This window comes from Pseudoflavitalea rhizosphaerae (assembly GCF_003991355.1).
GTDB lineage: Bacteria > Bacteroidota > Bacteroidia > Chitinophagales > Chitinophagaceae > Pseudobacter > Pseudobacter rhizosphaerae.
Genome location: NZ_RCSU01000008.1, coordinates 1 through 12,256, shown reverse-complemented (window position 1 = coordinate 12,256; position 12,256 = coordinate 1). Strand labels below are relative to the sequence as shown.

The 12,256-nt window shown below is 47.5% G+C and carries 15 protein-coding genes; all 15 read right to left on the bottom strand.

The features are described from left to right. Nucleotides 1-16: 16 nt before the first annotated feature. On the bottom strand, nt 17-196 hold the full coding sequence (locus D9Y29_RS27070; RefSeq protein WP_420902516.1) for a type II toxin-antitoxin system RelE family toxin: 180 nt from the start codon (nt 194-196) through the stop codon (nt 17-19). Nucleotides 197-276: 80 nt separating this feature from the next. Continuing rightward, nucleotides 277-486, bottom strand: coding sequence for a hypothetical protein (locus D9Y29_RS14700; RefSeq protein WP_127129465.1), 210 nt, complete (start codon nt 484-486; stop codon nt 277-279). 17 nt (nt 487-503) lie between these two features. Next, nucleotides 504-704 carry a hypothetical protein gene (locus D9Y29_RS14695; RefSeq protein WP_127129463.1) on the bottom strand — a complete coding sequence of 67 codons (201 nt, stop codon included), beginning with the start codon at nt 702-704 and terminating at the stop codon, nt 504-506. Between the two features lie 440 nt (nt 705-1,144). Continuing rightward, nucleotides 1,145-2,116 carry a hypothetical protein gene (locus D9Y29_RS14690; protein WP_127129461.1) on the bottom strand — a complete coding sequence of 324 codons (972 nt, stop codon included), beginning with the start codon at nt 2,114-2,116 and terminating at the stop codon, nt 1,145-1,147. 138 nt (nt 2,117-2,254) lie between these two features. Then, complete coding sequence (locus tag D9Y29_RS14685; RefSeq protein ID WP_127129459.1) at nt 2,255-2,803, bottom strand: D-glycero-alpha-D-manno-heptose-1,7-bisphosphate 7-phosphatase; 549 nt, start codon at nt 2,801-2,803, stop codon at nt 2,255-2,257. 4 nt (nt 2,804-2,807) lie between these two features. Beyond that, nucleotides 2,808-3,512 carry a nucleotidyltransferase family protein gene (locus tag D9Y29_RS14680; RefSeq protein ID WP_127129457.1) on the bottom strand — a complete coding sequence of 235 codons (705 nt, stop codon included), beginning with the start codon at nt 3,510-3,512 and terminating at the stop codon, nt 2,808-2,810. A gap of 1 nt (nt 3,513) precedes the next feature. After that, nucleotides 3,514-4,089, bottom strand: coding sequence for a D-sedoheptulose-7-phosphate isomerase (locus D9Y29_RS14675; protein WP_127129455.1), 576 nt, complete (start codon nt 4,087-4,089; stop codon nt 3,514-3,516). A gap of 27 nt (nt 4,090-4,116) precedes the next feature. Continuing rightward, a complete protein-coding gene (locus D9Y29_RS14670) occupies nt 4,117-5,139 on the bottom strand; it encodes a GHMP family kinase ATP-binding protein (protein WP_127129453.1) in 1,023 nt (340 codons plus the stop codon). Between the two features lie 6 nt (nt 5,140-5,145). Next, a complete protein-coding gene (locus D9Y29_RS14665; protein ID WP_127129451.1) occupies nt 5,146-6,285 on the bottom strand; it encodes a glycosyltransferase in 1,140 nt (379 codons plus the stop codon). Further along, complete coding sequence (locus tag D9Y29_RS14660; RefSeq protein WP_127129449.1) at nt 6,285-7,229, bottom strand: glycosyltransferase family 2 protein; 945 nt, start codon at nt 7,227-7,229, stop codon at nt 6,285-6,287. Before D9Y29_RS14660 ends, D9Y29_RS14665 begins: the two co-directional genes overlap by 1 nt. 7 nt (nt 7,230-7,236) lie before the next feature. Then, a complete protein-coding gene (locus D9Y29_RS14655; protein WP_127129447.1) occupies nt 7,237-7,797 on the bottom strand; it encodes a DUF4199 domain-containing protein in 561 nt (186 codons plus the stop codon). 10 nt (nt 7,798-7,807) lie between these two features. Continuing rightward, nucleotides 7,808-9,079, bottom strand: a complete 1,272-nt coding sequence (locus tag D9Y29_RS14650) for a dihydroorotase (RefSeq protein ID WP_127129445.1) — start codon at nt 9,077-9,079, stop codon at nt 7,808-7,810. Nucleotides 9,080-10,208: 1,129 nt separating this feature from the next. Then, nucleotides 10,209-10,754 (bottom strand): hypothetical protein, encoded by a 546-nt coding sequence (locus tag D9Y29_RS14645; protein WP_127129443.1) that lies wholly within the window; start codon nt 10,752-10,754, stop codon nt 10,209-10,211. A gap of 56 nt (nt 10,755-10,810) precedes the next feature. Further along, nucleotides 10,811-11,581, bottom strand: coding sequence for an HNH endonuclease (locus D9Y29_RS14640; RefSeq protein WP_164735412.1), 771 nt, complete (start codon nt 11,579-11,581; stop codon nt 10,811-10,813). Between the two features lie 74 nt (nt 11,582-11,655). Beyond that, a partial coding sequence (locus D9Y29_RS14635; protein ID WP_420902515.1) for a MutS-related protein occupies nt 11,656-12,256 on the bottom strand: 601 nt, incomplete at its 5' end.

Sequence of the window (12,256 nt, the reverse complement as noted above, 5' to 3'; positions counted from 1 at the left end):
TTTTTATTGAGTCCTGTCACTCATAAATCTCTTTTCTATGTCCCAGGTTGACGACGTCAACAGTTAGTATGTTGTCAAAAATATTATAAAGGACGCGATAGTCACCGACTCTGATGCGGTAGCCATCGCGTCCTTTTAATTTTTTGTATCCGTGGGGTCTTGGGTTGTTAGCGAGGTCAAGGATAACGGTTTTGATATTGGAGTAGGCAGGATCGCAGGATCGTTGATTTTTCAGGTGCCTTGATGATCCTGTGCTTGATGATGAGCTGGTGGCATTTACTTTTTTTTGCGTTTGGCTTCGACGAATCTAAAAACTTTGCTGGCTGGAAGTGAAGGTTGTTTGTCTGCCATGGCTTCGTCGTAGAGGCGGATGTCTTCGAGCTCTTCGAGCTCATCGAGTATTTTTCTATACTCCCTGATGGACAGGACCACGGAGATCTTTTTGCCCTTGTTGTCGGTGATGAACTTTGGTACGAGTGGTTGCATTAACTAAAGTATTTCGGCTAAACTGCGAATGCCTTGCGGTCCTTTACGCACCGCAGTATGGCGTCTATAATAATAAATAAAACGGATTTGGTTTGGTTGTCGGGGGCTTCGCTGTCTTCGAGTCGCTTGACGGTCTGCTTGTCGTAGGCTGCATGCTTGCCTTGTCCAAGCAGGTAATCTACCGGCACATCGAACACCTGGGCGATCTTGAAAGCCATCTCGATGGAGGGGCTGTTCTCCTTGCACACATGCCTTCCGCTGATATCCCTGGAGGCGCCGACTGCTTGGACGAGACTGGCCTTGACCCAGTTATTATGCTTGCGCAGTTCGATGATCCTGGTTCCAAAGTCGAGAATTTTATACTAAAGATTGAGTTTTGTAACAGAGTAGTATAATTTTAGTTTAAAGCATTGTACAAAAAAGACAGTGTCACATTTTAGGAGCTGGAAGAAGTTCTACATTTGTGCCAAATGTTACACAATGATTTTTTCTGTGTATGGTAAATTATCTGACATGCTTTAAAAAGTGACACACTTAATGTAACACTACCGACCCTCCTTTCAGATTAGCATCTGATTCCCCAAATCTTTACTGTAAATCCACTCCGTACGGACACAGCTTTTATAACACATGCTCTCAAATTGATGTCAAGGTCTTATCAAGGCTTCTTCTTTATCGGACTCGGTGGCACCGGGCTTCCGCCATTTTTCTTCCTTTCCTTCTCATAATTCTTCCTGCTGGCTTCTTCCAATTTCTGTTCATCCGCATTCCCGGCATCATCCAGGATCTTTGCCTCCGTTGGGAACTGACCATCTTTCAGCTTTTGATTGAAGAACTTGGTCACATGCACCCAGCGTCCATTTTTCCATTTGAAGGCTTCATAGTCACCGTCAGGAACATACGTGGATTTCCTGGCTGGCTCATCCGTTTCTGAGATCAGGTGATCAACAATGATGAGATCCAGTTCAGGATCATAATTGAAAAATGCTTTCGCTTCTTTTTTGAACTCGATGCTGAAACGATGCTGTGGCTTACGTTTTTCTTCATCCTCTTCAAACGAAATGGCAGGATTCCCGAATACCGGTTGTCCATTTTCAAAACTGAGCACTTCCATCCATTTCTTGGAGCTACCAACACTGAACTCATCGAAGCCGATCAGTGTATAATATTTTTTCCCTTTGTATTCTTTAAGAACGATCTTGTAATAGATGGCGCCGATCCAGTTGGTATTGTTGCGAACGGAATCCATGGGATCTTTAGTGAACATGCTCTGATCGTGGAGCGGGATTAGTTTGAGCTTGCCGTCAGCTGTGCGCATCTGGATAGCGCCGCGCTGCATCACCACGTATTCATCTTTCTTGGCCTGCCAGGTGAAGATGCGGAATGTACTGTCAGGCGCATACAATTTGGAAATATTCACAGAATCGAAAGGGTAGTAGAATGAGTTGGTGAATTGTAAAGCGCGAACAAAACTGCGGATAAACAAACTATCGTAGCGGAGCCGCTCAGCGGGCTCCTGCGCCATCACCATCTGCCTGCTGTATTCCTTCAGTGTATCTTCCCTCATTTTGAGCGCAGCGCGGAAGCCAGGCGTTATCTTCTGCACCTGTGCAGATACTTGCAGGGGCATTAATCCGGCGGACAATAAAACACAAACCAGTAAACTAAAACAGCGGGAACGATTCATATGCATACTTTTCCTGTGTGGCAAAGGTACAATCCCTTTACCAATGCTTGCAAACGGAAAAGCTTTGGGAAAATTTTATGCTTATTGCAAAGATTTTGCAAAATCGGCCAGGTCGTTGAAGGCCAGGTCGATGGCGGGATCGGGGCCCTGTTCAGGGTGTGTGTTGCGCACGTAAACGGTGTGCATGCCGGCATTGCGGCCGAACTGCATATCGCTGAGCTTATTGCCCACAATGAGAGAGCGGTGAAGATCGATCTCGGGATAATCCTTTTTGGCGCTGAAGGCCATGCCGGGATTGGGTTTACGACTGGGATCGGATTTGTCTGCAGCCGGACAATAATAGATCTTGTCGATCCGGCCGCCGGCTTCATTGATGGCTGACATCATATTGGTGTGGATGACGTGGAGATCAGCATCGGTCATGAGGCCGCGGCCAATGCCGCGCTGGTTGGTCACCATCACGATCCTGCCGAACACACCGTTAAGGGTTTTGAGTGCTTCCAGTACGCCATCATAAAAAACGAACTCGTCCCAGTTGTAGATATAATCTTCTTCCTTCTCGTGATTGATCACTCCATCACGGTCAAGGAACAAAGTCCAGCTCTTGTCGATGCGTTGCAGGTCCAGCATAATCTTAAAAAACCTTGTTGCGGAATTCCTCGTTGGCCCGTTCGAAGTCGGAAGGAATTCCTATATCAATGAAATATTCGTCCTGGACCAATCCAAACATATTCTGTTGGGTATAGTACTTTTCCAGGTAATCTTTTTCGAAGGAGAATTTTTCGTCGAAGGGCAGTTCCATAAAGGCAGGCACATGCAGCGCATATACGCCACCGTTGATAAGCCCTTCAGCGTAATATTGTTTCTCTTTGAAACTGTCGATGCGCTGGTCGGGGAGAAGGGAAACCACTCCGTAACGATCAAAGTCCTTCATTGGCTTTAAAGTAAGCGTGCAATCGGATTGTACAGAATCGTGGAAGGCGGAAAGCTCCTCCAGTTTCACGGTGAAGATGGTATCTCCATTCAGCACCAGCACATCATCACCGAAAGTATGTGCGCAGGCGAGACGGATAGCGCCGCCGGTCCCCAAAGGTTCGTACTCGATACTCACAGCCGTTTCCAGGCCAGGATATTCGGAAGCGATAAACTCTTCTATCACTTCGTGCATATAACCCAGCGCCAGCACAAAGCGTGTGATGCCCTGTTGCCGGTAATAATCGATCACCCAGCCCAGGAATGGCCTGCCGGCCACGGGGGCCATGCATTTGGGAAGATCGGGCACGGCACTGCGAAGCCTCGTGCCCAATCCACCGGCGAGGATGATGCATTCATTGATCATCTTAACCGAAATATTTTTCTTCCACCAGCTGGCAATAGATATGTCCGAGGAGGATATGGCTTTCCTGGATGCGTGGCGTGTCTTTGGAAGGAACGTTCACGAGGTAATCGCTGAGTTCTTTCATCTTACCACCCGATTCACCGGTGAAGCCAATAGTGGTAACGCCTTTTTCGCGGGCCACTTCAAATGCCTTCACGATATTCCCGGAATTACCGGAAGTGGAAAGGCCGATCAGCACATCACCTTTATTGCAGATGCCCTTCACCAGGCGGGCGTAAACTACATCATAGCTGTAGTCGTTGGCCACTGCGGTGAGGTAAGATGTGTTCACGTGCAAAGCCTCTGCAGGCAGTGCGTCGCGGTCCTTGTAAAATCTGCCGGAGAACTCTGCAGCCAGGTGTTGTGCATCGGCAGCACTGCCACCGTTACCACAGAAATACACGCGATTGCCGTTCTTAAGCGCGGCTACAGTGAGATTGGTAATGTCTTCGATCACTTTCACAATGGCTTCGTCCTGCAGTACTTTTTCTTTCACTGCGATGGAGGCGGAAATAATTTCCCTGATCTTGCTCTGCATACCTTAATATGTTTTAGAAAAGTTGTTTTAAATGGTCCAGGTTGTAAGGCCATGCTTCACAAACTGGTATTGTTTTACATAACCTCCGAATTGACCGAGGGCTGATTCCACTGCGTATTTGGTGGTACCCGGACAATAGAAGGTCATGAAACCGCCGCCGCCTGCACCGGAGATCTTTCCACCCGTTGCGCCGGCTGCTTTGGCAGTATTGTAAATATCGTCCATCAGGCTGTTGCTGATGCCTTCAGCCATTTGTTTTTTTTGCTGGAATCCGAAATCGAGGATATCACCCACTTCGTGCACTTTTCCCTTGAGCAATGCTTCCTTCATCATCTGCGCCTGTGCTTTGAGCTGGTGCATGGCTTCGATCGATTTCTCCTTTTTGTTCACCACGTTCTGGCTCTGCTTTTCAATGATGCGGGCAGACTCGCGGCTGGTGCTGGTATAATAGAGGAGAAGATTGTTCTCCAATTCAAACAGGTATTGTTGTTTGATGCGAAGCGGATTCACGATCACTTTTTCACCGGCATAGAATTCCATGAAGTTCACACCGCCGAAAGTGGCTGCATACTGGTCCTGACGGCCGCCGGCCATGTTCAGGTCTTTTCTTTCGATCTCATAAGCCAGGTGCGCAATATCGTATTCACCAAGCGGCAGCCTGCACATCTCTGCGAATGCGCCGATGATGGCAACCACCAGGGTGGAAGAGGTACCAAGACCAGAGCCTGCCGGCGCATCTACATAAGTGCTGAGGCGGAAGCCGGTTTCAGGCATACCGAAATCCCGCTGGATCCGGTTGTATACACCAGTATGGAGGTCAAGCGTTCCCTGCAGGGGTAACTGTTGGGCATAATCGAAGCTGATGATCTCTTTCCTGTCGAGCGCTTCGAAGATGATCTTCTTTTCCGCAATGGGTTCAATATTGGCATAAGCATAGAGCGATACAGTGGCATTGAGGATCGCGCCATTGTACATATCGCAATAGGGGCTTACATCGGTGCCACCACCGGCGAGGCCAATACGGAGCGGAGCTTTGCTTCTGTAGATCATAACTGATTATCCTTTTGTTTCAGCGGCAATGGTTTCGATGGTTTCCACCAGCGTATGCCAGCTGTATTTCTGCTTCTCCATACGAAGGGCAGGGAGGAAATATTGTTCTCCCTTGTTGAAATATTCACTGATGGCTGCGGCAATGGCTTTTGGTTCAGGCTCGCAGACCAGTCCAACCTTATCATGCGGCACCAGTGATGGCAGCCCACCTACATTGGTCACCACCATTGGTATCTCAAAATGATAAGCCAATGGCGTTACGCCGCTTTGCGTGGCATTGCGGTAAGGTTGCACTACCACATCGGCTGCACAAAGGTAATATTTCACTTCACTGTCTGGTATGAATTGCGTGCGCATGATCAGCGAATCAGCAATCCCGAGTTTACTGATCAGTTCATTGTATTCTTTTTCATCTTCATAGAACTCACCAGCCACCATCAGTTTGATATTGCGGGGATCTTTCTTCAGTTCCTGCATGGCTTCCAGCAGGAGATCAAGTCCCTTGTATTTGCGGATGAAACCGAAGAAGAGCGCGATCTTTTCATCTTCCTTCAATCCCAGTTTTTTTCTTGCTTCTGCTTTGGGGATGGGATCGCCGAAATTATCGTATAAAGGATGGGAAGCGAGTTTGGCCGGTTTGGTGGCTTCAAACTGGCGGAGGTCCTTCATCACTTTTTCACTCATCGTTACAAAACCGTCGCAGGCTTTGAGGAAGTAGCGGGTGAAGGATGTATCGCCGGGACGTTTCTCGTGCGGGATCACATTATCTGTGATGGCCACGATGCGCGTATGTTTGTTCTTCTTCACCCTGCGAAGGATGGTGCCGAGTGCAGGTCCCATGAATGGCAACCAGAAACGGACAACGATCAGGTCCGGTCGGATATTCTTTAGTGTATTCCCGATCTGGACCCAGTTGGGTGGATAGATGGAATTGATCACGGAATAGATCTCGATGCCTTCCGGCGCGGGTTCTGTGGTATATTGACTGGTACCGGGAAAAAGAATGGAAGGGTATTGTAAAGAGAAGGAATAGATACAGCAATCATATCCTTCTTCTTTGAATTGTTTGCAGAGGCGATGGTCAAAAGTGCTGAGGCCGCCGCGGAGCGGGTGAGCCGGGCCGATGATCACTACTTGCTTTGCCATTATTCAACCCCCAGTTTCTGTTCGATGAGATAAGCATTCCTGCCGGTCGCATTTCGGGCAATGAGTTCACCGAGAAAGCCTGCCAGGAACAATTGCGTGCCCATGATCATGGTGGCGAGTGCGATATAGAATGGCGGCCTGTTCACCAGGCTATTGGCGGGATCGTAGATCCTGGCGATGATCAGGTAAGTGGTCATCGCAAGCCCTACCAGGAAACAGAGTGTGCCGATCAGTCCGAAGAAGTGCATTGGTCGTTTGCCATACTTGCTCACGAACATGATACTGGCCAGGTCCAGGAAACCATTCACGAATCTTTCCCATCCGAATTTGGTGGTGCCGTATTTGCGGGCGCGGTGTTCCACCACTTTCTCGCCGATCTTACGGAAGCCGGCCCATTTGGCCAGCACTGGAATATAGCGGTGCATTTCGCCGTACACTTCCACACTCTTCACCACTTTCTTCCTGTAGGATTTGAGCCCGCAGTTGAAATCGTGCAGATTTATTTTGGAAGCCTTACGGGTTGCCCAGTTGAAGAATTTGGAGGGTATGTTCTTGGTGAGGGTATTGTCGAATCGTTTTTTCTTCCAGCCACTCACCATATCGAATCCGTCTTCCACGATCATGCGGCGGAGTTCCGGGATCTCATCCGGGCTATCCTGCAGATCAGCGTCCATCGTGATCACTACATCGCCACTGGCGGCTTTGAAGCCTTCATTGAGGGCAGCGGATTTTCCGTAATTGCGCTGGAAGCGGATGCCTTTGATATTGGGATTGGCAGCGCGGAGTTTTTCCACAACAGTCCAGGAGTCGTCCGTGCTGCCATCGTCTACTAATATGATCTCGTAGGAGAGGTTGTTGGCGTTCACCACGCGTTCAATCCATGCGCACAATTCAGGCAGGGATTCATCTTCATTGAACAAAGGAACTACGATGGTAACATCCATACTATTGTTATTCTTTAAATGCATTGTCAAATGGCGGCCTGGTCTTTTTGATAATGGCTGCTATCACCAGTGAAACCAGGCAGAAGAGGATGCACATCATACCATAACCGAGCAGCATTTTACTGAAGGTGTAATTATCGGCGCTGGCTGCTCCCTCCATGGCTTTCTCAATATCACTTTCCGGTGCGCCGAGCCTCTTCATTATTTCCTCCATCTTCTCCATTGTGGCCTGTGCCATTTGGTCCCGGAAACCGGTGTCAATATAATTCAATAATACAAAATTGAAAATAGTGGATAACAGGAATGCGAGTACGAATGTGAGGAAGACAGTTTTGAGCGCTTCCGCGAAACTGATATAGCCTCCCTGCAATTTCTTTTGTTTGAGTCCGGCCAGTACAGCAATCACAATGATGATGCCATAAACAAGAAAGGCGAGACCGAAGTTCATGAATGCCTGTATCCCTGCCAGGTACAGGCAGAGTGTATACACGATCATGGCGATGCCACCGATAAGGCCATAAGTTAGTCCTACATTAGATTTAGCGGGAGTTCCGGTTGGTGATGTCATCACTAAGGTTTTAAAGTGAATGGAGTGATACTGCTGTTCCGTTGATCACGCCCAGCACTTTGCCTGGCAGGTCCATTCCTGAATAGGCCGAGTTGCGGGAGCGGGAACGGAAGAAAGCATCATTGACAGTTATATGTGCCGCTGCATCCCAAATTGTTACATGCGCAGGCGCATCTTTTTGGATGCTGGCGGCAGGCAGACCGAAAATTTTACGCGGGTTGGTGCTGAGCAGTTCCACCCATCTGGCTTCCGGTACGGATGGCATAGCCAGTCTGAGTGCGGAATAGCAGGTCTCCAGGCCTGTCATACCATATTTTGCATATTCGAATTCCAGCACTTTGCTGTCTTTCTCATGCGGCCTGTGATGGGAAGTGATGCAGTCGATAGTGCCATCGGCTACGGCATCCCGCAGGATATTGCGTTCCTTTTCGGGGCGCAGGTGCGGGTACACTTTGAGGTTAGTATCATAGCCCTTCATCAGGTCTTCATCGGTGAAGAGCAGGTGATAAGGGGTAACCGAGCAGGTGATAGACAGGCCAGCTTCCTTGGCGCGGCGGATATATTCCAGCGAGCGGGGCGAAGTAACGCCGGTGAAATGCAGCCTGGATTCCGCGTAACGGGCCAGCTTGATATCGCGCGCAACCAGCAGTTCTTCGGCCATCATGGGCTTTCCGGGAAGACCGAGACGGGTAGACACAATGCCTTCATGCACCAGTCCGTTGGAGCCAACACTGCGGTCGTCCGGGATCTGGATCACGATACCGTCGAAAGCCTTCACATATTGTAAGGCTTTGAGCAGAACACCCGAGGACTGAACGGGGTAGAGACCATCAGAGAAGGCGAGGGCCCCGGCTTCGCGCATATCATACATTTCAGCGAGTTCCTTTCCTTCTGCGCCACGGGAAATGGCGCCGATAGGATGGATATTCACCGGCAGCGAAGCGCTCTTGCCTTTGATATAACTAACCTGGGTCTTATTGTCGATAACAGGTTTTGTATTGGGAACAACCAATACATCAGTGAATCCACCGGCAGCGGCTGCGGCAGCCCCTGTTTCCAGGGTTTCCTTGTACTCGTATCCGGGATCGCCGAATTCGGCAAACAAATCAACCCAACCCGGGGAAACATGCAGATCCTGGCCGGAGATTATCCGGTCGGCACTGGCCTGAATAGAGGGTTGGATGTCCTTAATAACCCCGGATTCAATTAAAATATCCTGCTTTTTGCCTTCAAGAGGTGATAGTGGATCAGTAACCTTAGCTTGTTGTATGAGAAACTTCATTGCAGAAAAAGTTGTGCGAAGTTAAGGTTTTTGGGAGTATTTGGCGGAGGAATGGAAAAAATTGATAGTCAGGGAGCTGCAGTCGCTCACCTCTGGCGAGTGACGGTTATTTGTTCGCCTCCGGCGAACACTGCGTCGCCAGAGGCGACTAAATACAAGTCACTCGCCAGAGGTGAGCGACTGCAGCACCCTGACGAACGGGCAAAAAAAATGGCCGGTAGTAAAAACCACTGGCCTGTTTTAGCTCTGAAACCTTAACGAAACTATTTGGATCGCAGCAGGACTGTTTGAAAGTTTGGAAAAATGACCGGTAGTAAAAACTACCGGCCCGATTTAGCCCTGAAGTCCTAGCGAAAAATAACTTTATCGAGTCAGAATATCGCATACCATTCCTGGGCAATATCCTGAGAGAATATGCAATTGGTTGAATGATTCCGGTACAGATCAAAAATGGTAATCTACGGTAACACCATTCCTGAACAGACAGGAGCTGTAAACATAAATAGGAACCAAATAAAACGACTAAGCTAATCAGAGTGACCTACGGGTATTTTGCAATCGGAATAATTGCTAGAATAAGGGCTTAAGTGAAGATTGGAGTATCGTGCGTTTGATGCTTAATCAAATATACGTATAGTTTGATATGTTTTCCAAAAAAATCTTAACAATTTCTATTGATTTTTGAAAGTTTTTTCCTGCTGTTGAATGATACCGGCAGAATTGCACCCGCTAACTTCAACAAACCGCAGAACGGCGCAATGCCAGTGTGGGTGCAGATTCCCCAAACACCCGTAGCGTATAATGTGTACTGATAGTTTGCATAACGCTTACAGCTGTACGAAATATGAAGTTTCATTTCAATGCAGTCGTTTTATATGATTTTGCTACTCCAGATTGGTTCATTATATAGAAACAATTCCGTACCCTTTATCAGATACATCCAACGAATGAAATACATGGCATCTTTGCCATCGAAAATTGCATTGATACAAATGGACTGCCTGATTCAAAAAAAATGAAAAACGATAATTGTACTGATGGTGTCTGTTGAGGAGGGGATGAGAATGGCAGAGTCTGAGATGAGGAAAAATTCTCTCACCCGGTAACGAATTTTGACATCAATTGCTGCTTATTGTTTTCCGTTCCTGGTCGAGGAAGGATGACCAGGTGTATAGGTTGGAAAGCGTCCGTAATAATCAGTTCTTCCTACACCGATGCTGCCGGAAATGGAAAAAGTTCTTTCGTTGTTGATATACATCAGCCCCATTTGCGCAGTGGAATAGGTGCCGAACCTGTTCGGGTTCATGAATGGATTGCTTTTATCGAAGCCAGTGTGAAAAGGCATATTGTAGCCGGCAATTCCAGGGAAATAAGTTGGAGCCACTGTAACGCCTGCAAATGCGAGTACATTATTACTCAGGGACCGGTTGAGCTGAATACCCATCGGGGCCGACAAAAAACTGCTGTTGCCTCCATTGAATGAAAGCAAGCCTGCTGAAATACCGGCATATTTGGTGAGGAACCATTTCTTTTGGATATGACTGGTATCGATCCGCTGATTGAAATTCCTGAAACCTGGCTGCATACCATTCATAGCACCAAAGCCCAATGGCATCTGGGCCTGCACCACTGCAGCCGAAAGCAGGATCGAAGTAATGAAGAATATCCGTTTCATCTGCATAAAGATAAGCTTTCCTCCCAGATGAAAAAACTGAGCGTTTTCTTAAAATATTACCGGTGTTGAATGATCCGCAATAATCTTTCAAATCGGGGAAATAATTTTTCTTCCATTATTGCAGATGATGCGGCTAAATGCTCCAATTCCTGCCTGGTAAGCGGGAGCTTTATTTCTTTTGTCAACTCCTCGTTTGTGATCACATCACGACAATAAGTAATATCGATTTCCCTGTCGTCATAATCCATCGAAAATATAAAGATCAGGTTCTGCATATTGAATAGCTCGATATAGGCATACAACAGTCCTGATCGTTTATCGCCATGTATATGCAATACATGTGATACTTCATTTTCGGCAAGCTGGTGAACAGATCCGGTTACCGGCGCATAATACTGATAGATATCATCCGGCGTTCCGTTCCTGATGAACGCTTTTATTGTTTCGCAGTATTGTTTGGGATAGCCTTTCGATAAATAATAATTCAGGCAGGTCTTTGCTATCGCCCGGAAATAATCCTTGTTGCCGGCAAAGGACCTGTTCTTCTTTACCTGTGCAATGAATTTTTCATGCAAAGCTATTTTTCCATCTTTCCTGTTTCCGGATACAATGGCTGATGGCAGTGCAGCTTCTTCAGGATGGAGTAAGGTATAGAATCGCGTTAACTTTGAGGCCAGTTCCTGATCGATTGTCCGGCCGAATAGTTCATTACAGGACTTACATAGAAGATTATATGCGATCCTTTTCCCGCCAATCGATCTTGGCAAGATATGTTCTGCAGACCTGGTCTTTCTGTTCAGCGTGGCCCCGCAATTGTAACAATCCATCCTTGTTGCTTTGCCGCGAAAATAACACATTGGGAGGATGTGCTACTATAAATTGATAGTGCTTACCAATTGCGTTAGTTCTTCAGCATCTCCAGTATTCCTTCATTTTTTATGATCATCATGCCCTGCCTGTCTTCGGTGATGCCTTCTTCCAAAATATAAGTATACCTGGGCCTGGCTCCATCCATGATGGTTGGCATGAACCTGAACTGGATATTATTCGTTTCTTTCAATGCTTCGCCCACTTCAATGATATGGGTAGATACGATAAAGAGGCAATCCTGGTATTCGGCAAAAGCTTCCGTAACGGCCAGCGTGCCATCATAAGCATCTTTCACATTGGTGCCTTTGAACAGCTCATCGAACATCAATAATAATCTTTTGCCACTTGCTGCTGCGTCTGCGGCTTGTTTCACGCGCACCACTTCCGCATAGAAATGGCTGTAACCAAGGCCGATATTATCTGCTACGTTGATACTCGAATACATGCCTTCACGGACCGAAAATTCAAAAGATTTTGCTGCGATGGGGAAGCCCATATGGGCCAGGTAGATACCAATGCCGATGGATTTCATCAGCGTGCTCTTGCCAGCCATGTTAGCGCCCGTGAGGAAGATCACATTGGTGTTTTCCTGCATCCTGATATCATTGCCAATGGCTTTGTCGATGCAGGGA